The organism is Glutamicibacter sp. BW77 (genome assembly GCF_002332285.1).
GTDB lineage: Bacteria > Actinomycetota > Actinomycetes > Actinomycetales > Micrococcaceae > Glutamicibacter > Glutamicibacter bergerei.
Window position 1 is genome coordinate 13500 of sequence record NZ_NRGT01000006.1, and the last position, 21113, is coordinate 34612.

Annotated in this window: 14 protein-coding genes; 8 read left to right on the forward strand and 6 right to left on the reverse strand. The window is 53.4% G+C overall.

Annotated features, from left to right (window positions below; genetic code table 11):
* Window positions 1–91 precede the first annotated feature (91 nt).
* Window positions 92–778 (reverse strand): CE1759 family FMN reductase, encoded by a 687-nt coding sequence (locus tag CIK74_RS00245; protein ID WP_096253702.1) that lies wholly within the window; start codon window positions 776–778, stop codon window positions 92–94.
* A gap of 150 nt (window positions 779–928) precedes the next feature.
* Here CIK74_RS00245 and kynA point away from each other — a divergent pair, with 150 nt between their 5' ends.
* Window positions 929–1798: a tryptophan 2,3-dioxygenase gene (gene kynA, locus CIK74_RS00250; protein WP_096253740.1), complete on the forward strand. Its 870-nt coding sequence runs from the start codon at window positions 929–931 to the stop codon at window positions 1796–1798.
* A complete protein-coding gene (locus CIK74_RS00255; RefSeq protein WP_170947677.1) occupies window positions 1785–2624 on the forward strand; it encodes a PaaX family transcriptional regulator C-terminal domain-containing protein in 840 nt (279 codons plus the stop codon). Before kynA ends, CIK74_RS00255 begins: the two co-directional genes overlap by 14 nt.
* 20 nt (window positions 2625–2644) lie before the next feature.
* Here CIK74_RS00255 and CIK74_RS00260 read toward each other — a convergent pair whose 3' ends face one another.
* Together CIK74_RS00260 and CIK74_RS00265 are read right to left on the reverse strand one after the other, a co-directional pair.
* Window positions 2645–3982 (reverse strand): CoA transferase, encoded by a 1338-nt coding sequence (locus CIK74_RS00260; RefSeq protein ID WP_205738213.1) that lies wholly within the window; start codon window positions 3980–3982, stop codon window positions 2645–2647.
* Between the two features lie 193 nt (window positions 3983–4175).
* Entirely contained in the window at window positions 4176–4916 is a 741-nt protein-coding gene (locus tag CIK74_RS00265) for a transglycosylase family protein (RefSeq protein ID WP_096253741.1), read from the reverse strand.
* A 576-nt stretch (window positions 4917–5492) separates the two neighbouring features.
* Between CIK74_RS00265 and CIK74_RS00270 the strand changes: the two genes are divergently transcribed.
* On the forward strand, window positions 5493–6671 hold the full coding sequence (locus CIK74_RS00270) for a YihY/virulence factor BrkB family protein (RefSeq protein ID WP_141392809.1): 1179 nt from the start codon (window positions 5493–5495) through the stop codon (window positions 6669–6671).
* On the opposite strand, the gene CIK74_RS00275 is transcribed toward CIK74_RS00270, so the two are convergent.
* Complete coding sequence (locus CIK74_RS00275) at window positions 6639–7364, reverse strand: M50 family metallopeptidase (protein ID WP_170947678.1); 726 nt, start codon at window positions 7362–7364, stop codon at window positions 6639–6641. The two genes, CIK74_RS00270 and CIK74_RS00275, sit on opposite strands and share 33 nt — an antisense overlap.
* Window positions 7365–7523: 159 nt before the next feature.
* Here CIK74_RS00275 and CIK74_RS00280 point away from each other — a divergent pair, with 159 nt between their 5' ends.
* Together CIK74_RS00280 and CIK74_RS00285 are read left to right on the forward strand one after the other, a co-directional pair.
* On the forward strand, window positions 7524–7832 hold the full coding sequence (locus CIK74_RS00280) for a hypothetical protein (protein WP_096253742.1): 309 nt from the start codon (window positions 7524–7526) through the stop codon (window positions 7830–7832).
* A gap of 65 nt (window positions 7833–7897) precedes the next feature.
* Entirely contained in the window at window positions 7898–11374 is a 3477-nt protein-coding gene (locus CIK74_RS00285) for a TM0106 family RecB-like putative nuclease (RefSeq protein WP_240520415.1), read from the forward strand.
* Window positions 11375–11406: 32 nt separating this feature from the next.
* Here CIK74_RS00285 and CIK74_RS00290 read toward each other — a convergent pair whose 3' ends face one another.
* On the reverse strand, window positions 11407–12672 hold the full coding sequence (locus CIK74_RS00290) for a polysaccharide deacetylase (protein WP_096253707.1): 1266 nt from the start codon (window positions 12670–12672) through the stop codon (window positions 11407–11409).
* Between the two features lie 224 nt (window positions 12673–12896).
* Between CIK74_RS00290 and CIK74_RS00295 the strand changes: the two genes are divergently transcribed.
* From CIK74_RS00295 to CIK74_RS00305, 3 genes are read left to right on the forward strand one after another with little or no spacing between them, the layout of a single operon-like run.
* A complete protein-coding gene (locus tag CIK74_RS00295) occupies window positions 12897–14357 on the forward strand; it encodes a DUF3375 domain-containing protein (RefSeq protein WP_096253708.1) in 1461 nt (486 codons plus the stop codon).
* Complete coding sequence (locus CIK74_RS00300; protein WP_096253709.1) at window positions 14354–15040, forward strand: DUF4194 domain-containing protein; 687 nt, start codon at window positions 14354–14356, stop codon at window positions 15038–15040. Before CIK74_RS00295 ends, CIK74_RS00300 begins: the two co-directional genes overlap by 4 nt.
* Window positions 15041–15043: 3 nt before the next feature.
* Complete coding sequence (locus CIK74_RS00305) at window positions 15044–18376, forward strand: ATP-binding protein (protein WP_096253710.1); 3333 nt, start codon at window positions 15044–15046, stop codon at window positions 18374–18376.
* A 248-nt stretch (window positions 18377–18624) separates the two neighbouring features.
* Here CIK74_RS00305 and CIK74_RS00310 read toward each other — a convergent pair whose 3' ends face one another.
* The gene (locus tag CIK74_RS00310) at window positions 18625–21111 is read right to left on the reverse strand and encodes an ABC transporter permease (protein WP_096253711.1); all 2487 of its coding nucleotides are present in this window, start codon (window positions 21109–21111) and stop codon (window positions 18625–18627) included.
* Between the last annotated feature and the right edge of the window lie 2 nt (window positions 21112–21113).

Below are 21113 nucleotides of genomic sequence, written 5' to 3' on the forward strand. Positions count from 1 at the left end.
AGGAATAATGCTATCGAGCTTCAAGGCTTCTGGCACATCGTACTAACATTCATACCCCTAATATTTAGCGCAGTGATGCCAAATCTATGCTTTAGCTTCTGCTTTCTTGCACGCTTGCTAGCAAGGCTTCAAAAGGAAGAGTTGTCAGCGGATCGTTGGGATTAGCGGTATCGCTGACCGATGGCGCAATCGAACGCGTATCACCTAAATCGCTATCTGACTGCAAGGCTCCCCCATCGGCAGACAAGGCTACAACGACTTCGCGAGCTGCTCGGCGGGTTCGCTCGGACAGGGTTCCGGCAAGCCCTTGGCCGCCAAAGTCTTCGGAGGCGGCAAATACAGTGGTCGGCATAACCTGAGTACGCAGGTAGGAGAAAATTGGCCGCATGGCGTAATCAACGGCGAGCTGATGACGCTGCGAACCGGCGGTTGCGGCCAGAACAACTGGTTTTGCTTCTAATGACCGCGGATCCAGAATATCGATAAAGGATTTAAACAGTCCCGATACTGAAGCAGAGAAGACCGGAGTGACGGACACCAATACATCCGATGCGACCACCGCATCGATAATCTTCTGCAGCGCCGGAGGAGCGAAGCCGGTGAGCATGTTGTTTACAATCTCGTGGGCGTACTCACGTAGTTCTACGTTAAGCACATCAGCTTGGATGCCAGCGACGGCAAGTTCAGTAGCGACACTTTCGCCAATCTGACGCCCCAAAAGTGAAGTGCTCGAAGGGTTACCCAGACCACCAGAGATGACCACGATTGACTTGCTCATTTTCTCATCCTCGATTCAACTTTATATGCGTATGCATGTAATAACGAGAGTATCGCAGAATCTATTCCAGAATTCCGGAAAGTTTGCGAACTCACATTCGCGGATTTTCAGTATTGTGACGCTCGCCAAGGAATTGATATGATCTACCTCATGAGCAATGAACAAGCTAAGCCCGCAAATCAACGCGACATCGAGTCCGGTGTCCGTACCGACTTCCGAAATGCCATGTCCTACGGAAGCTACCTGGATCTGGAACGAATTCTCTCCGCACAGCATCCGGTAAGCGTTCCAGAGCACCATGATGAAATGCTGTTCATCATCCAGCACCAAACCAGCGAGCTCTGGCTCAAGTTGATGCTGCATGAAATGCTCGAAGCGCGCCGGCTGATCGAGGCCGATGACCTAAGCAAGGCGCTCAAATGCCTCGCCCGCGTAAAGCACATTCAGAAAACCCTGACCGAGCAATGGTCCGTACTGGCCACACTGACGCCGCGCGAATATGCACAGTTCCGCGGCTTCCTTGGCTCATCATCAGGCTTTCAGTCATTCCAATACCGGGCGGTGGAATTCATCCTCGGCAACAAACACGAAGGAATGCTCAAAGTACACGAGGCCGATCCACAGGCCCACGCGACACTCACACAGCTGTTGCACGAGCCGACACTGTACGACGCGTTCTTAGCCGCACTCTCCCGCCAAGGATATAAAATTCCTGCCGAAATCCTCGAACGCGATGTCACCAAACCCTGGGAATACCAAGAATCCCTACTCCCGGTGTTCAAGGAAATCTACGAGTCCGAAGATACCGCGTGGAACCTCTATCAGGCCTGTGAAGATTTGGTCGATGTCGAAGATAACTTCCAGGCTTGGCGCTTCCGCCATATGCGCGTGGTGCAACGAACCATTGGTTTCAAAACAGGTACCGGAGGATCCTCCGGCGTGAGCTTCCTTAAACGAGCCCTCGACCTGACGTTCTTCCCAGAACTATTTGCGGTGCGCACCGAAATTGGCGCCAGCTAACTCCCTAGCCGCGTTCGCCCTCGACGATTTTGAGTCACGCTTTGGTAGCGCAGCATCGGTGGTGCGAACCATTGCCGGCCTATACCTTCGCCACCAGAGCGCGCCTATCCCCCGACCTCGGATTATCGAGCTAGCCTGCGCGGCAGGAATTTCCTCTCCCGCAGCACAAACAGCCATCTCTCGGCTCATCGAACGTGGACTGTTAGAAACGGTGCAATCGGGCGAGCTGACAGTCACTGTTCCCGCCAAGGCGATGTTTGCCCGCGGCAATAGACGGATCTTTACGCCACGGCACATGTCGAACGCAGATCGCTGGGTATTAGTTGCCTTCTCCGTGCCTGAATCACTGCGCGCACTACGCCATCAGCTACGCAAACATTTCATTCAGCTCGGTGGCGGACTGGTCTCGGCAGGCCTTTGGATCTTTCCCGAATACCTTCATGCCGAGGTATTAGACGTGCTCAATGCGCTCAAGGCTCGAACGTACGCGACTCTTTTTGTTACTCAAACTCCTCAGTACCCCGGGGATGCCCACCAAGCCGCGGCGCAGTGGTGGGATCTAGCAAAGATTTCAAAGCTGCATCATGCATTCCTTACAGCTACCGCAGGACTCGACGCAACCTCAGCTGACGAACGCATTGCCTACCGAAGCTACGTCACTCTCATCGATGCGTGGCGCGCTATACCTTACCTAGACCCAGGGCTTCCCGAAACGATGCTTCCAGAGGACTGGCCCGGACAGGAAAGCCGACAGCGTTTCTTGGAAATATCAGGATCCTACGAGGGCCGGGCGCGGAGGTACGCTTCCTTACTACTAGGTCACTAACTAAACGTAGCGAACTTGGCTTATGACCAAACTGGAGCGTTGGCGCCGTAAGCCGGCGGAGGTGACAAATAGTCCATTGCAGTTCCCAAGGCACGGAATGGTGGCGGGACGTAGCTCAGCGTTCCGAAGGTGCTGCTCATGGTCCGCAGAATGGGTTTCCGTAGCGGTTCAAGTGGAGCCTTCGTGACGGGTAGGTCAAGCAAGCTTGCGGCGGTGCGTGCCAGCGAAAAGCGCACATGTCCAGTTCGCCTTTGGACACGTCGGGCATCGGCTAAGGCGATGATGGCTGCAGCCAACCCGTAACCGACCGAATGGTCCAACGCCTGCACCGGCAAAGCTCCCGGTTCCCCACGGACATCCTGGTAAATTTCGGCGATTCCAGAGGCGGCTTGCACGATACTGTCGAATCCCCGATTAAACGCGTAAGGGCCCTCATACCCCCAAGCGCAAAGCTCACCAATGATGAGGTTCGGATACTTTTCTCGCAGCAAATGCGCATTTAGTCCAAAGGGCTCTAACGCTCTTGGTCGATATCCGAGCAATACAACATCAGCACCTGCAAGCAGGTTGTGGACCTCACTAAGCTGGTGTGCCTCGCGCAGATCCGCCTCAATACTCTTCTTGCCGAATCCCGTCACAATATATTGACCACTGAGTTCGGGCATGTGCGGCGGGTCTACCCGGAGCACCTCGGCGCCCCACATGGCCAAGGTGCGCGACGCCGTCGGGCCGGCGATTACGCGCGTAAAGTCCAAGACGCGCAGCCCTCGAAGTGGTTTAACTGGGTCATCAGAGTACGTCCAAAGCCGCCCTTGGGTCACTTCACTCATTGTGAAGTCCGCCCAGGGGCCACGCGACGCGCATTTTCCCATCTCAGTATTGTTCCACTGCACCCTTGACCGAACGCTGGCGGCAATTCCGCCATGTTCGGTAATATCTGCCGCCGCATCTTCAGCCGACCGAGTCAGAAGGTACTTCGATAAATTTTCCGATGGCTCAAAATTTATCGCTCGATGCAATGCCCGCTGATGATGTTCATAGTTAGCATGAGTGCGTATCCACCCATCACGAGTGCGAAAGAATCTGGAGTTCACGCCGAACGATGGTATTTGCCGACCATCAACGCTCAGATGCTCGGATGAAGCAAAAACTTGAGCAACCCCGTGAGCATCGACCGAGTACATACCCTCGACATCGATCAATTTATTAATCGCTGCGACGCACAGTTCGGTAGCCGCCAGCGCTAATCCTTCAACATCCAGCGGGCCACCCCACCAGCGACGAGGTCCTTGCCAGTGCTGAGCCCGCTGCCCATCAACGAGACCCTCATGAACAAAATCCGTGTCGAGGCGCGGCAATCGCCCTGAGCCTTCGGTGAACTGATGTGTCGGAAACCGCTTAGGAGGCATTCATCTAGGATGTCATCAGGATCCAGAGCAAGCAAGCAATTCCTGGTAGTCAGGCAAGAGAAATTCTTTCACCGATTAAACACTTTGAGCTCATGTCATTCCCCAACCGGGGAATGACATGAGCTCAATGCGGAAAGCGAACTTAGTTCGCTGGAACGTTCAAGGTCTGTCCGACCATGATCACGTCTGGGTTGGTCAGCTGATCATCGTTCAAGACAAACAGGCCACGCCAGTCCTTTACGCCCAAGCTGTCAGCAATCTCTGCCAAGGTATCGCCGGACTTCACGGTGTAGTTCTTACCCGAGTCGGAAACCTTGATATTGAACACTGGTGCCTTTGGAGCTGCTTCGACATGCTTGCCCGCGTTTGGCTGAGCAACCTTCTTAGAGCTGGTGGTGCGCTCCAGCGACTGCGATGGGGCAGCCTTCTGGGTGCTCTGCTTTGGAGCGGCCTTCTGAGTGCTCTGCTGCTTCGGAGCAGCCTGCTGCTTAGGAGCGGACTGCTTCGGCGCTGACTGGGTCGAGCTGCCCGAAGGGGAACCGCTAATACCTAGCTTCGCGGTACATGCTGGCCATGCACCCCAACCCTGGGCTTTTTGAACCTTGCTTGCAACACGGATCTGCTCGGCCTTCGAAGCCTGGTGGGCCATACCTGAGCCACCAAATGCCTTCCAAGTCGAAGCTGAGAACTGCAGACCACCGTAGTAACCGTTGCCGGTATTGATGGACCAGTTTCCGCCGGACTCACACTGAGCCAACTTGTCCCAGGTGCTTGCAGCCGAGGCTGGCACGGTCGAAGCGACTACCGCGGTGCTTGCAACTGCCACGGCAGCCAAGGTGGCTCCGCCACGACGAATGATGTTCTTGGTCTTCTGCTGGATCATGATTCTCCAGTGCTCTTCCACGCTCAGGCCTTCCTAGGCCATCCTCGTGCACCGCTCAGCGTCGCATTTCGACTTTTCTGAAGCACTGCCATGGCGAGCGGTTTGGAAGTCCCCGCAGTGCGTGTTTCCCCATAACACAGCGAGTGTTATCGAAACGTTATAAATGACCATAGCGCATGACCCCACACCCAACGCAACTCAGGAACCACCCAGAAAGACCGTATTTACAGGTCAAAACACTCAAAAAAATTTTCAGAGAACCAGTTTTTGGATCAACTTCGAGGGTTCTGCCGACCAAAACGTTACGCTCTTTAGGTGGAAATCGATCAGCTGTTTGTGATACACGTTGCATTATTTTCTCAGCATTCACACCGGCCTCTTAAAACTTTAGATAATACGTCGCTCAGGAACGAAAACTGCTGGACAAGCAATCCGGCAAATACCGTCAGCTCCTTTCACGATGATCAGGAAGATGGCAATCGGCTTTCAACTCGCGCCCCACCGCACACTATTTAGGTAGTCTGGAACGCAGAAGGATGAAATGTGCTTCTGCAAGCCGATACTCAAAGGGATCCGATGGCACTGAGAGACCGATTCACCAAGCAACGAATGAGCGAAGCGATGAGTTGTTACCCACGCGCTATGCGTGAGTTCTTCCGTAACGACGGGCTCGACGGTGCAGCTTCGCTTTCTTACTATATGGTGCTTGCAATGTTCCCCGGACTCTTGGCATTAATATCTCTGCTGTCACTAGTGGGAGCCAGCGAGAGCAGTACTCAGTGGATGTTGGATTTGTTGCAACAGAGCCTCGCTGCGAGCGGACAACAAACTAGCGACTCACAGCAACTTGTGGAAACAGCCGAACAACTTCTTACGGGGCTTGCTACCTCCACCCAAGGTACTTTCTGGGCCATTCTCATCGGTTCACTCGGTGCGCTGTGGAGCACTTCCGGTTACGTCACTGCGTTTAGCCGACAAATGAACCGGCTATATGGGGTTCGTGAGGGACGACCCCAATGGAAGCGCCGACCACAGATGTTCGCCATCACTGTGCTCATCATGATAGTCGCAGTCATTTCGCTAGCGTTACTAGTAACTTCTGGTTCCGTCGCACACGGCATTGGAAATATTTTTGGTTTGGGTGACAGCTTTGTACTGATCCTCAACCTTGCTAAACCGCCAGTGCTCTTTGTCATGATCTTATTGGTTCTGGCTTTGCTCTATCACTTCACTCCCAACGTTAAACGCCTGAAATTTCGTTGGTTCTCCCCGGGAACTTTCACCGCGCTGATTGTACTGGGTCTTTCGGCGGTTGGCTTCGCCGTTTACCTTTCCACGTTTGCAAGTTACTCAGCTACCTACGGCGCAATCGGTGGCGTCATCGTTCTTGTACTTGCCTGCTGGATCAGTAATATCGCTTTGATCATTGGAGCGCTAGTCGACATTGAGTTCACTCGCCTGCGGCAATTGCGAACTGGAATGGCTTCCGCAGAAGAAGTACAGCTTCCACTACGCGATGACACTATGGTGGCTCGTGAACAACTCGCTGTATATAAGGACTTGGTTCGCGCTCAAGACATTCGAATTAGTCACGGTGGCGATCCTCTGCAGGACATGGAAATTGACCCATTCGGGCGTACCAAGCGGAAGGCCAAATGGCTTCCTATTGGCATCGCAGCATCTGCAGCTTGGCTCATTTCACGCCGTCGAGTGGTCAAAAATCTACAGCAGCCTCACGATACTTTGGAATCCTAGAAATATTCCGATGGCCCCAAGAAGCATAATGACCAGTAACCACAGGGTGGCAAAAGTTCCGGTAGAACGCGCAATTAAATAGGCGTCGGATTGCTCAATATCTTGGCGCCGCCAGGTATGCACTGCGAGAAGTTTGATGAAATCGCGCAATCCTGAGCAGAAGAGAAAACCGCCCAGGAGTAGAGCCAGATAAATATAGGCACTGGAAGGCGCAAAGAAAACCACTCCGAGTGCAATCACGGCACTTGCACTACACACCACAAATGCTGGCCAATTACGTACGAACACCAGAGCGAGCACGAAGAATAAGGCGTAAATCCCTAAGGCCCTGCCTGCATATCCTGTGGCAGTAGCCCAGAGTAATGCAGCTGAGATTAACAGCGGCGCGGGGTACCCAAAGATCCCTGAGATGATAATCGAGGCTTTGCCACGGCCTCTACTCACCACTTCTCCAGAGTGATCCCATCCCAAACGGAGTCCGGTGACAAAGCGTCCGGTAAACAACGCACTGATGACATGGCCCAATTCATGTACCAAAGTTGAATACATTCCAGTGATACGCCAAATCGGTCGTGGAAGAACCAGTCCCAGCACCAAGACTAAAAGTACAACCCACTGTCCGGTAGCCAAGTCGACAATCTGCGGTTGCCACAAACGGTCCCAGGCATCGTTGAAGTTTACGGTCATGTCCATTCCCAAAGTCCTTCGCTCGCCAAGTGTCACCATTCTTTCAATCCCCGCACGATTCGCCCGGTTGCCACTTCGTCTATGTCGAAACTTCTGGGGATCGTCACAGGTGACGGTCATAGCCTTGAGCACGTCAATGTAAGAGTTTTATCTATGGAGGTTTTGATGTCTCGTTTGGCTTCTACCGCTATTGCAGTCACCGGTTTGACCGGCGGCTACGCCACTGGCCGCATCACCGAGAAGCGCCCGCTGGCTGCGGTGGTCCTGGCAGTTGCTGGTACTGGAGCATTTTTGCTCTGGAAGAAGGATGCTGGAACTGTGAAAGCAACCGCCCTAGTCACGACCTATCTCGTTGCTTTTGGCGCATCACATCCACTGTCTAAGAAAATTGGCGCATGGCCAGCGGTTAACTCGGTAACTGCAGCTGTAGGCGTGCTTTCGTTGATCTTGGGTGGAGCTAAGAAGGGCCAGTAAGTCGGGGCAATATACCTCAAACTGTCGGGGCCGAGTGCTACGTTGACTAGGTAAGCATTCAGTCTGTGAAAGGCACCGGCCCCGTGTTCTTCCTTGGTGATCAGTTCGTCTTTTCCGCTAGTGATCTAACGGTCGCCGTCGAGTGCCAGTATCAGTCGTTGTTCCTACTCGATGTGAGGCTCGGACGTCGTGAAAAGCCTGCGAAGGTCACCGATGAGATGCTTCAACGAACTGCCGAGCTTGGCGACGTTCACGAGCATAAGGTGCTCGCTGAACTGATCGAAAAGTATGGCGATTACGACCCTCATACCGGCACGGGTGTGAAACAGTTCTTGGGCCGGCCCGTGATCAATGAAGCAGCGCTTAAAGCGGCGCACCGCGAAACTATTCAGACCATGCGTCAGGGTGCTGACGTAATTTTCCAGGCCACTTTTTTTGACGGAAACTTCATCGGATTTGCTGACTTCTTAGTCCGTCAGCCAGATGGCAGTTGGGCCGTGTGGGACACCAAACTTGCACGCCATGCCAGGGTCTCAGCGTTACTGCAGGTCGCTGCATATGCCGACCAGCTTCAAGCAGAAAACATCGACGTACATCCCCAAACCACTCTGGTCCTAGGTGACGGCACCCATTCGGTGCATCGCATCGACGAGATCTTGCCTGTGTTCCGCGCCCAGCGGCAACGATTCACCACTCTGGTCAAAAACCATATCGAGTCCAACCATCAAGCCGATTGGGACTCAGATTCAGTTCGGCTGTGTGGACGCTGCGATTTCTGTGCCGAGCAGGTCGCTGCTACACGCGACGTATTACTGGTAGCCAACATGTCCATGGTGCAACGTGAAAAGTTACGCCGCCAAGGTGTCTACACCATTGACCAACTGGCCGGTCTCACTGCGATGGAAGGCACATCTCTGGCGCGCACTGTAGATCAAGCACGGATGCAACTGGGTATTGGCGAAATCGATGGAACCGAACATGGCGTCTCGTACCGGGTGAAATCTACCCAAACGATTACTGCCCTGCCCAATCCGGATCAAGGAGATATCTTCTTCGACTTCGAAGGGGATCCGTTATATCAGGAACCCGTGGATCAGACCTGGGGTCTGGAATATCTTTTTGGCGTCGTTGAACATGACACGGGTTCGCCGGTATTCCGTCCGTTTTGGGCGCACAGCCGAGCCGAAGAACGACAGGCATTCCTCGACTTCATTGAGTATGTTCAACAACGCCGCCAACAATTCCCGCATATGAAGATCTACCATTACGCTGCCTACGAAAAAAGTGCATTGCGTAAACTCTCCCAGATCCATATTGCTGGCGAAGAAGAAGTTGACCAATGGCAGCGTGAAAGTTTACTGATTGATCTCTACGAGACAGTTCGCAACTCGCTGGTGGTTTCTACCCGTTCTTATTCGATCAAGAAGCTCGAACCCCTGTATATGAAAGAGCATCTGCGTTCCGGTGACGTCACCGATGCTGGGGCCTCGGTGGTGGCTTACGCCCAATACATGTCAGCGTTGGACTCTTCTTCAGATCAACAGGCCGCCCAAATTCTCGAATCTATTGCCGATTACAACGAATACGATTGCCTCTCAACACTGCGCCTGCGTGATTGGCTTCTCTCACTGGTCAACTTCCAGCCCCAGACCCTCCCTGAGGTTTCGCTTTTAGATGAGGTCACAGATGAATACGAACCCACCGAAGAAGAAGTACGCCTCCAAGACTATTTAGCTCAACTTCCGCCGAACCAAGTACTAAGCAATGATGACCGCGCCATCGCCATGGTGGCTGCGGCCACCGGATATAACCGACGTGAAAAGAAGCAATTCTGGTGGGAGCACTTCGATCGCTTGTCCCCGCCCATGGACGATTGGTCCGATGTGCGTGGAGTGTTCCTCGTAGACTCAGCCGAAATTCTCGAAGATTGGCACAAAGCCACGGATCGTGCTCGCACCCTAACGCGCGTGAGTAAGATCTATGGAACTCTTGCCGAAGGTTCACTGCTTAGCCCGGGGTCCGGAGTCTTTGCGATGTACGCCGGACCTCTACCCGAGGGCATGGAAGTAGACGAGGATGCATTACGTGGAGGTGCCTTCAACGCCACGGTCGTAGAGGTCGGTGAAGGATGGATCAGTCTGGCAGAAAAGACTAGTGGCAAGATCCCCGAGTATGGGTCCTTCCCGGTGGCACTGACCCCGGGACAACCCATTGCGACCAAAAGTATCGACGAAGCACTCACCCAAATCGCCCAAGAAGTTGGATCGATGGTTCCTGCGCTGCCCCAACAGCCAGGGATCGATATTCTGCGGCGCATCCCGCCACGCCTGAAAACTCTTCCGGCACCAGCCGCCCCTTTGCTCATGGAGGGTAACGCTCAGGTATACCCCGCTGTGGTTCAAACCCTCAAGGATCTTGATCACTCATATCTTGCCGTTCAAGGTCCCCCAGGCACCGGAAAGACTTTTGTTGCTTCACATGTGATCCATGCTCTGGTCAATGAAGGATGGAAGATTGGCGTTGTCGCCCAATCCCACGCCGTGGTTGAGAACGTCCTACGTAAAGCCATTGAGGCTGGTGTGCACCCGGATCAGGTAGCTAAGGAAGTCAAACATAAAGATCCAGTTCCGTGGACGGGTATAAGCCCTGCCTCACTTGATGAGGCTTTGAGTTCACCGGACGGTGCTTTAGTCGGTGGCACGTCGTGGACCATGACAGGCAAGCGAATACCCGCCGGAAGTTTAGATCTGCTCGTTATCGACGAGGCCGGACAGTTTTCCTTGGCCAATACCCTGGCGGTCTCGAGGGCAGCCCGGAACCTGTTACTGCTCGGTGATCCACAGCAGTTACCTCAGGTCACCCAAGGGACTCACCCACAACCGGTAGATGAGTCGGCTTTAGGTTGGCTCTCTGAGGGCCGTGCGGTCCTCCCTGAAGAGTTGGGATATTTCCTAGCAACCTCTTGGCGGATGCATCCAGAACTATGCCAAAAAGTCTCGGCATTGAGCTACGACCACAAGTTGTTTTCCGCACCAGCCGCCGGGCGCCGTGAGCTTGACGAATCGCTTCCAGGCGTTGAAACACATTTTGTGCACCACCAAGGCAATACGACCAGCAGCATCGAAGAAGCTACTGCCATTGTGGAGCTTGTTCGGGAACAGCTGGGCAAAACGTGGAATCCTGGTAGCGCCGAACCAGCACGGGCGCTGGCCCCGCGCGATATTCTCGTCGTCGCTGCCTACAATGCACAAGTAAATTTGGTGCGTGATGTGCTGGAGGCCGAAAATCTTGCTGAGGTGAGAGTCGGCACGGTGGATAAATTCCAAGGCCAGGAGGCCCCGGTAGTACTGGTGACTATGGCTTGTTCCAGCGCCCAAGACGCGTCCCGAGGCATCGAGTTCTTGCTCAACCGAAACCGTATCAACGTGGCGATCTCGCGCGGTCAATGGAAAGCAGTGATTGTACGTAGCGAACGATTGACGGATTTCCTTCCCTCAAATCCTGCGGCGCTCTCACAGCTTGGCGCATTTATGGCGCTTTAGCCAATACGGCACGGATCGACCCTGCTCACTGCCTAACGTGCTGGGTCGATCACTTTTTCAACGTCGAAGAAGCTATCCAACACCGGGCGGTCTCCACGTTGTTCTTTGGCGAATTGCAAACCATCAATGTTGATTCGCATTTGTCGTTGATAGTCATCTCGTTGTTGCATCCAAGCAGTAACGGTCCCATCAACTCCGTAGAAATATTTGAACCCTTCTTCTTTCAGCAGCTCGTATTTAGCCCCTGAATAAGATCCGGTACGCGCAATATCTGAACCGAAGGGGTAAATAAACTGGTCTGTTTTGCCTATGATCGGTTCAACTTCGTCTTTCCACAGCTTCATATCCCGTTTAAAACGTCCGAGGTCAACTGTGCCCGTCGCAATGTGCCCCCACGAATGTGAAGCAAAGACCCAGCCTTCTTCCTTCATTGCGTCGGCGATCTTGATTGCAGTTTCGCGATCCTTCTTAAGATTTTTGTTATCAGGATATTGGCTTGGTGAGGTACGGTAACCGAAAACTCCGTTGTATCCAGTCATAGCGATAATTCCGCGAGCATCTCGATAGGAGAAGTCAGGATGTTCAGTAACGAAGTCGTCTAGGATCGTAGTCATGTCGTAGGCGCCAACGTGTTTTTTCCCGGAAGCATCTACATATTCGTTACGGACTTTGCCCTTCTTGTCCAAGACCAACCGGTCTGCGAATCCATCACCCTGCATATATTCGTAATAGCTCAAATCATCGAGCGATAGGACGATGGGCTTCTTCCCGGCCGGAATCATGATCTTTCGGTAACTCATGTTCTTCTTCTTATCCAAGCCCGCAAAATCAGCCGGATTCACCAGAACAAAATCACGGCTGTAAAGCTCGTCAAGGATGGCTTCGAACTCTCTTTGCGTCACCATGTAATCTTCATAACCCTGAGCCGTGCTTTCATCGTCAAAGGCGCGCTTTGGATCAACCACTAATGAATGGAAGAACAAATGCGGGATTTGATCCGGATGTTCCCACGCATGAGCGTCTTTCTTTTCCGTTTCTAACCCGCGCACAAGCTCGTTAAGTTTTTTGCTGGGGTCGTCTTTGGCAAGCTTGATCGCCTTGGCATAGTCATAACCGTCTGCCAGCTTATTGATCTGCGCCAAAATGCTTTGTTCGCGCTTCGCTTCCGCTTCGGCCTTCTGTGAGGCTTCGGCCTCCTGAGATGCACTGTTCATTGAAACTTCGGGGTCACTTTGGTCACTACAACCGGCTAAAGCCAAGATGACTGCAGCCACCATCGCGATCTTGATGAGCTTCACTATGCGCCCCTTCCTTGAAGACGACGATCCCCGTGGATCAACGATTTATCCATGCCATCACCTTGTTTTTGACCTTACACACTCTTCTCAAAGCATTGAACCCTGTGACGTGAATCCTAGGGCAACAACTTGATTACATTTTTTGATGCAGAAATTCTCATATGAACCTTCACGCTCAATGACTTAGAATTAGTAGGTTAGGCGTCGAAAGATCAAGGATGTACATGCAGCCCTCGCATCGCGCGAATAGCTTGTGGCTTCAGTCCCAGCAGTTCAAGAGTTCGGCATCATATCGGCTTCTCACCGCGCAGCCTTGGGCCGTGGCCTTTATTCGCTCGGAATTTACTGCAGACAAGCCACGTGTCGCCATGGAACTTTTCCATGCTTCGTTGGATTCGTTTCTGAAATTAGCTCGTACCAGTGATGAACAGATCCCGCAGACTTACTCTGCCCAAGACTTCGCGGAGTCATGGGTTAAACAAGGGCTCTTGACCCGACCCTTGATTGACGGACGTTTTGTGTATGAGCCAAGTGCCCAGACCTTACGAACATTGCGCTTCTTAGCGGACTTTTCTACCGATGACTCACATCTGAACTCCTCTCGACTGAACACGTTGTTGTCTTCGCTGGAATCTTTGGCCCACGAAACAGACCCAGATCCACAAGCGCGAATCCGAGCTTTAGAATCGCAGATTGCCCTACGCCAGGCACAAATTGATGAGTTGCGCACCGGGGATGACCCGGCCGTGTTGTCTCGTGCCACCGCCCTCTCGGCTGCACGATCTGTCCTTGATTTGGCTTCTAGCCTTCCGGCAGATTTCCGTCGTATGCGCGACGGCGTTCAGGAGATGCTGTACTCCTTACGTGAAGATATCTTGGATGCGTCCACTGCTAAGGGTGTAGCCATCGGTCAGGTGCTGGAAGCCGACCGGCAACTTCGTTCTACCTCCGAAGGCGAAACCTTCCGCGGATTCACCGAGTTCCTCAACTCTCCGGATGCACAACAGCGGTTCCGTGCCGCACTCTCCGAAGTACTTGAGCGCGATTTTGTTGACGACCTCGACACCCCTGAACGTCAGATTCTCACCAATTTGTTGCGTGAATTGCGTCGCCAAGCGGCCGAAGTTCATACTTCCTACGGCAAACTCTCCGAATCTTTGCATGCCTTCGTGCAATCAGAGGATTACCAACAGGCGCAATTGCTACGCCACGCGGTACGTAACGCGGAGACTGCGATCATGAAGTCAGTGACGCTCAAACCGCGCAGTGGTTTGGCACCGCTTGAGTTATTCGCCCCGCAATTTATGACCCTAGCGGGACTCGGAGTATTCGACCCTTCCGAGCATGTGGCCCCACCGCCATTGGCGGCGGCACCGGAATACAGTGTCTCCGATATCGTGCGTACACCGTCGACTCCCGAAGCAGATATGTCGTTCCTGCGCGAAGCGGTCACCGAGCATCTCGGTGCTAGCCCGCACGAACGAGTACCGCTAGATAAGCTGTTCCACGTTCTGCCTGAGACGCATCGCCATTTGAATACGGTGCGAGCCTTAATTGAGATTGGCCGTGCAAATGGCGAATCGGTGAGTGAAACACAAATGATGACCCTCAGCTTCAAACAGGTTGATGGCACCGAACGTACCGCTATTCTTCCCGCCCTGACTTTCACGAAGGAGCCGCTATGACCAGCACCAGCTCGTATGCTGCACCCATCACCGATCCGCTCTTCGACGGGGATCTCGGAAATTTCTCCTTAGAGTTACGTCAGTTGCTAGTGCGTCTATTGCGCGGCCCGTATCTGGATGGGTCAGTCGATCCGGCTGCATGGCAGTTGTTGCTGGATCAGCAAGAGGTCGTCAGCGCTTATGTTTCGGAAATCTTCCTCTCCGTAACCTTGGATACGGATCGAAAAATCGCGATGCTCACCCCTGCACAGATCGATCAGGTGCATACCACCCCGATCGCCCCACGCCGCGCGCTCAAACGAGACGAAACATTGCTGGCACTGCGTCTTCGTCTGCTATTGGAACAGCATTCTGGTACCGGAAGTGACGCTGTCCTTTCCCGGAATGCAATGCATGAAATTTTGGCTGAGCACCGAAGCGCCTCGGACCGTGATGATAAGCGGTTTGCTGAATCTTGCGATGCCGCGATAGCTCGCCTTAGCGCCTTACGGTTGCTGACCGGAACCGAATTGGTTGACGAATTTCGCATTTCCCCGGCGCTGGCAATGGCACTTCCTATTACACGGATCGAAGATATCCCCCGATACATTGCCGCTATTGATGCCAATGAATCGACTCTAAATCTGTTATCTGAGGGCTCCGATGAGCTGTCCTTAGACTCGACCGAACTGGTGCAGGAGTAATCCATGAGTATTGAAATGACGCTCCCGCTCGGTGGGGCGACTAATCCCGGACAGCATCGACTATCGCGGATTCAAATCGTTAACTGGGGCACTTTTCACGGCCTACACAATCTAGCCATTGACAGAGCCGGAACTCTAGTGACCGGTCATCCAGGCGTGGGTAAATCCACCTTGTTTGATGCCATGGGACACGTATTCTTCGCAACACCAAAACTCAACGAGTCAGCCAACGACGCGACAGCGCGTGCTGACCGTCGAACAACTTTCTCCTACATGCGTGGACGCAAGTTCAAAACCAGCTCGGGTACCGTATATCAACGCCCCGGCGCCACGTGGAGCGCGATCTTGTTGGGCTACGAGGACGGTTTAGGCAATACCGTGAGCCTTGGTGCCGTCTTCGATCTACCTGATGCTGGTCTAGAGAATCAGGTGTCCAAGCATTACCTGCTTTCCGAGTCCTCGCTAGATATTGCACAACTGGAACACCACGGTCCTCGACGTTTTACTGTCTCCTCGTTGTCTAAATCTTTAGAACCAACCGAAGCATTCGACACACATAAGGCTTTTATCGAACGTGTGCGCCGTCGCCTAGGTGTCGAAAGTGATAAGGCCTTTGCTCTGCTCCGCACCTTACAAAACGGTAAGGGCCTGGCCAAGGGCGTTAACCAGTTCTTCCGCCATGAAGTATTAGAAGAACCCACCACATTAAAAGCGGCCGCCGCCGCGGTCGAAGACTTCGCGCACCTGCGCGGCATCTATCGCCAGTTGGATACTGCACGCGCGCAACGCGATGTCTTGGCGCAGGTACCGGCACAAGACAAAACCTATCGCACCCTGGCCGAGCGCATCGGAGCAACCGAGCAGTTGCTCCACAACGACATTCAGGAACTTGAAACTAAGGTTCGTCACCACCTATTGCGCAACGACATGTCGCGCCATCAGGATGAGTTGTCACAGCTTAAGGACCAAGAACAAGACCTCCTGGAGCGGAAGAGCCAGACCGAAGGGCAGCTTCGAACCCTTGAAGCGGCTCATGACTCTACTGGTTCTGCCTCGCTCATGCTTTTGGAACGCGAAGCCGATTCGGCCCGTAAAGCACTGTCTGAGAAAGAGTCAGCATTACGCGCACTTCAGGAACAGGCGGCCGAAGCGGGCCTGAATTTGGAATTCAGCGCCACCGGACTTGATGACCTACGTGCCAACGCGACCCGGACCATGCAGCAACTTGCCTCCATCACCAAGGACGCGCAAACCGTCGAATACGAGGCTATGGCTTCGCTGATGTCGCTGCGCAAACGAGCAGAGACCCTAGACGAACAGATTCGTTCCTATCAACGTCGTGGCACCAACATCGATGATCGTTCGGTGGCAGCCCGCCGCGCGATCGCTTCGGCCTGCTCGCTGAGCGAAGAGCAGCTACCGTTCGCTGGCGAATTGATGGATGTAGCAGCCGATTCCACCATTTGGAGATTAGCTGCGGAAAAGGCCTTACAGTCTTTGGCCCGAACGATTTTAGTTCCCGGCGAATTCCTGAACCAAGTCACGCACGCTATCGATGAGCTCGATGGGTTGGGACGAGTCCGTTGGGCTGATATTTCCGTCAAGCCTCGGCAAACCGAAGCTGGACCAGCCGATCTAGTAGCTAAGCTAGATTTTGCTTCCGGTGAAGCTGGTAGGTGGTTGCGTGCCAAGATCACCGCCGATTACCCGTTGGTTTGTGTTAAAAATGATGCGGCAATGCACGTCCATCCCAAAGCCATCACCCCTGCAGGAACAATAAAAACCGGCACAGGCAGCTTTGAACGCGATACCCGCAATCTTCCGGCTTCGGACTACCTGCTCGGTTTCACTAATGAATCCAAAATCTCGGAACTGCAAAATAAAGCTGTACTCCTTCAGGAGAAGATCCAGAAGGCTCACCAGTCCGCGGATGAACGGACCGCGGCAAAAAATAAGGTGCTCGCTAAGTCCCAGAGCTTGGCAGCTATCGTGGCGGACGAACGTAATTTCGCCCAGCTCGATGCCTCGCCGGCTTTAGAAACACTTCGCCGAAGTGAGCAGAAGCTCGGTGATGCGCTAGTACTTTCAGGAGATTCTTCAAAGATCCGGCAACAGATTGACAGCGCCAAGGCTACGTCGGATCAGTTAGTTGGCGAACTCGCGTTGGTTCGTTCGCGGGTTGGTGATTTGGAACTTCAGATAGACCGAGCCAAGCAGTTGCTCGCCTCAATTGATGTCGCAGAAGCGACCAGTGACTGGGTCCAGTCAGTGCCTAGCCACTTACGCGAACATGCAATTCTTGGTCCGGTTCTGCACCAAGTTGCCGCAGGTGAATGCCCACCCGCTGACGCCATCGCTGAAGCCTTCGCTGAAGTAAAGATCCAACTCGGCGGCCAGCTCAATGACCTCAGCTCGCAACGCCATGAAGTCGGCGGGGTACTGAGCGAAACCTTTAAACGGTTTGCTCGCGAGTTTGGAACTTCCCACGCTCAAACACACGGTACGAGCCCGGAGGCGGCGGAACACTACGCCACCCTGCACGGGCAGATTATCGCGGACGGGTTACCGCACCATGAGGCACAGTTCCGTGAATACTTCGCGAATCGTTCCTACGAGCGTTTCAGCGATTTATTGCAGTTGCTCGATGAGGAACGTCGGATGATTTCTGAGCGTATCAAGCCGTTGAACCAGATTCTTGCTGACGTCACCTTCGAACACGGTTCTATTCTGCGTCTGGAGGTTGAAAACTCCATACCTGTCGAGGCAGGGACGTTCCGCAAGGAATTGAAGGCAGCGCTCTACGATGCTTACACGACGAAGGAAGAAAGCACGTTGGCGAAGTCCTATCAGGCTCTTGAGTCGTTGGTTTCGGCGCTAAGCGACCCTGGACTCAATGCATGGCGTTCAACGGTCTTGGATGTTCGTCAACACGTGGTGATTAGCTGTAACGAGCACAAACCGAACGGTGAAATCGAAACAGGGTTGGAACCGGGCACGCTTTCCGGTGGTGAGGGTCAACGCTTTACCTCCTTCATTATGGGCGCTGCCTTGGCTTATCAGTTGGGGTTCGCCTCGGCTGGTTTCACTTCCTATGGCACGGTAATGATTGATGAGGCGTTCATTCAGGCTAACTCCGAATATGCCGCGGCCGGCATACGAGCCTTGCAAGAGTTCGGTTTTCATCTGGTGCTTGCGGCACCAGAGGACAAGATCGATTTGAGCCGTCATTTGGGTTCTATTACCGACATCATCAAGCATCCTGGTTCTAACATTTCTGGTTTTGTCACCACCGGACGGTCCCCCGCCATGGCGACAAGTATTACCTTGCGTAATTAGTCAGGGACGAAAAAGGGAGGCAACGCAATTGCGTTGCCTCCCTTTTTACTTCCTTGACTATGTCAGGTGTTCGCGTAGGTGCACTGAAATCAGCGAAACTCGAAGGTGTAGATCATCAGTTGTATCCAGTCGAACCTAGCAATATTCCACCGTGACAGTGACTAGTTTGCACGAATAGTCTTATCCGTCAGCAGAGGGCCGAGCGAACTGATTTGCAACTCATCCGGCCCCCTTTTGCTCGCCATTTATTATTCGGTGGCGAGTCCCTCTACTGGGGAAAGCTTCGCCGCTCGACGCCCTGGGGTAATCGAGGCAAGCAACGCCGCAACCAAGCTCACAGCTAGAACTGCTGCCAGCTGAGCCCACGGGATTTCATACTGCATGCTTCCCAAACTGGACAGGGCCGAATGTGCTCCGAGCAGGCCGTAGATGGCGCCCAAGATCAATCCCAATAATGCCGCAACTCCGCCGATGAGTACTGCTTCAGTAGCGAGCATGGAACGCAACTGCTTCTTTTTCAGACCCAGTGCCCGAAGGAGTGCGTTCTCTCGTGTTCGCTCAAGTACCGAAAGGCTCAGTGTGTTGGCCACGCCAATCAACGCGATGAGCACGGCTACAGCTAGAAGCCCCGAGACAATCATCAGCAACACATCGATAACCTGGGAGAACATGAATTTTTCCATGACGCCTCCGCTGACCCGAGAGTTTTCGACATTAGCGACATCGGCGATGGTCTCCACCAGCGTATTAATTTCCGTGTTGGACAGCGATGGGTCAACTTTGATTGCCACCCCGGACATTCCGTCTTTGTCTGAAATTCCCAGATTCTTTGCTGTTGCTTCGGTCAAGGTATTTTCGACAAAACTGGCCGAGGTAGTTTTCAGTTTCACTTCGTTGCCGTTCACTTCGGCAAATTTTGATTCGTTCTGCCACCAGGTGGAGAGCAGTTCGCCATCCTTCGGAACGATCTTTTGGTCAAGCACCACCGATGAGTATGACTGTGGATCAACGATCATTGCGTATTCTTCGCTCGTCGAACCGTTTAGGAAGTCGATATTGACTGTGCGCATTTGGTAAGCAGCGGCGTATTCAATACCCTCGACGTTGGCGAGCTTAGCTGCCAACTCATCACTATTTTTCGTATCTTGCTGTACTTGCAAATCAATAGGGTATTCACCGCTAATGCTGCCGTTGAGCGTGGCTTTTGCACTCTGTCCTCCGACCATAATCATCGACACCAGGGTGACTCCGATCAACAATGCTGTGGCAGTCGCGGTGGTTCTTCCAGGGTTTCGAACTGCGTTAAGCGAAGCTAATCTTCCAGCTACTGAACGCCCAGCTAATAACTTGCCTACGCCGAAGACGGTGGCAGGGACAAACAGTGAGGCAAGCATGAGGATGCCTGGGAAAGAAAGCAGTCCTCCGGCAAAAGCGATGAGCAGGTCACCTTTGTACGCTCCGAAGCCCAATAGTGCCACCCCGGCCAAAGTAAGTAACGCTCCAAAGATTATTCGAACTAGTCCCGCACGATTCTTCACGCTCGCCGCATCGAATGGACGCAACGCCGCAAGCGGTGCCAGGCCCATAGCGCGGCGTGCAGGTACCCATGCAGCCAACACCGTCATGAGGATTGCGACTACGAGCGGAACGATAATACCGCGTGCGTCCAAGGCTAATGTGGCGTAGGACATTTCCGGCACGAAACTGCGCAATAGCTGGATCAACCCAGCCATGAGCGCAATGGCCATCATCATGCCGATTACCGAAGCAATGATGCCGATCAGCAACGCCTCGATCAGTACCGACTTTCGAATCTGTGCACGTTTTGCGCCAAGAGTACGAAGAAGCGCGAGCTCACGGGTGCGCTGAGCGATAACTACCGAGAATGTATTCATGACGACTAAGCCGGTGACCACCAAGGCCACCAAAGCAAAGACCAGGAGGATGATGGTCAGCTGATCGGTTCCACCGGTCATGCTCGCCACATCTTTCAGCACCTGCTCGTCGGCGGTATTGACCACCACGTCAGCCATACCCTTGTCACTAAAATACTGTGCGATCGTGGATTTCGTCTGAGCGATGTCCCCCTTCGCATCGATCATGAGCAGGTTCATTCCAAAATCTTTGCCTGCTAGTCGCTCCCAGGCGCTTTCTTCCATGGCTAGTTGCGCATAGGAAGAAAACATTGGGTCTGTGGTCGTCTCAACGATCCCGACCACCTTCAGTTCACGCGTCTTGTTCGCCTCATCCATCGCGGTGACCGCCACGGTATCGGAGATCGAGACACCCATTTGCTCTGCATGTTTCTCATCGAGAACCACTTCCTCCGCTCCCAGTGGAGCGCGGCCTTCAAGCATAGTCATACCCGAAAGTTTGTGCTCGGGAGAGATCGGCTGCATCATCACGCTGTAGCTGTTTTCCCCGGTGTGGAGGTCCGCGCCGAAGAAACCGTTGCCGTAGACCCCGGAAGTGTCCGGAAGTTTACGAACCTCACGAACCACATCCATGGTCAGACTGCTCGTCTCAGCATCCGCAGGCGTCAATTGCCAATCTACGGAGGCGACTAAATCGGCGTTTTTGTAGGCATCGCCGACGCTGTTTTTGAGTGTTGCACGAGTAGAGGAATCTACCGCGAGGGTAGCACCGAGGAAGGCGGTACCAATGGCTACTGCGAGAAGCACAGCGATATATCGCCGAGCATAAGTTTTGATGTTGGCTAAAGCTACCTGAAGCATGG